This is a genomic window from Nitratireductor sp. GCM10026969 (assembly GCF_042660605.1).
In the GTDB taxonomy this organism is placed as follows: domain Bacteria; phylum Pseudomonadota; class Alphaproteobacteria; order Rhizobiales; family Rhizobiaceae; genus Chelativorans.
Map to the genome: position 1 here is coordinate 1 of NZ_JBHSUM010000337.1, position 551 is coordinate 551.

General features: G+C 71.0%; 2 pseudogenes. Both read left to right on the plus strand.

The features are described from left to right. Nucleotides 1–450 (plus strand): annotated as a pseudogene (locus tag ACFP9U_RS25380) (L-aspartate oxidase); the annotation flags it as partial. A 1-nt stretch (nucleotide 451) separates the two neighbouring features. Further along, nucleotides 452–551: pseudogene (locus tag ACFP9U_RS25440) on the plus strand (nicotinate-nucleotide diphosphorylase (carboxylating)); the annotation flags it as partial.

The following is a 551-nucleotide window of genomic DNA, read 5'->3' on the forward strand; positions in this document are numbered from 1 at the left end:
CTGCACGGTGCCAACCGGCTCGCCAGCAATTCGCTGCTGGAGGCGGCGGTCTACGCCCGCTCTGTGGCCGAAAGCGTCGCCGGAGCGCCGGCAGCCCACGGCTCCCGACAGCATCGCGTTGAAACCACGCGGCCGGACCCCACCCCCTTGCGTCCGATCGTTTCGCGGGCGCTGGGCCTCGTGCGCACCGAAGACGATTTGCGGCAGGCGATTGCCGAGCTCCTTCCGCGCGCCACAAGCGAAAGCCCTGAAGCCGATCCCGCCATCGTCGCCCTCATGCTCGCCGTGGCGGCTCTTCAACGCCGGGAGAGCCGCGGCGCGCACTTCCGGATCGATTTTCCGCACAAGGCCGAAAAGGCGCAGTCCTCGCGCCTGACATTCGCCGAGGCGCTCGCGACGGCACGCGAAGCCGCATGCGCGCCTGCCCCGTCCTTCGCCCGGAGCGCCTGACATGAGACCCGTGCCGCCCCTTCCCACCGTCATGACGGAACCGCTGGTCCGCGCCGCACTCGCCGAGGACCTCGGCCAGGCCGGCGACCTGACGAGCGACG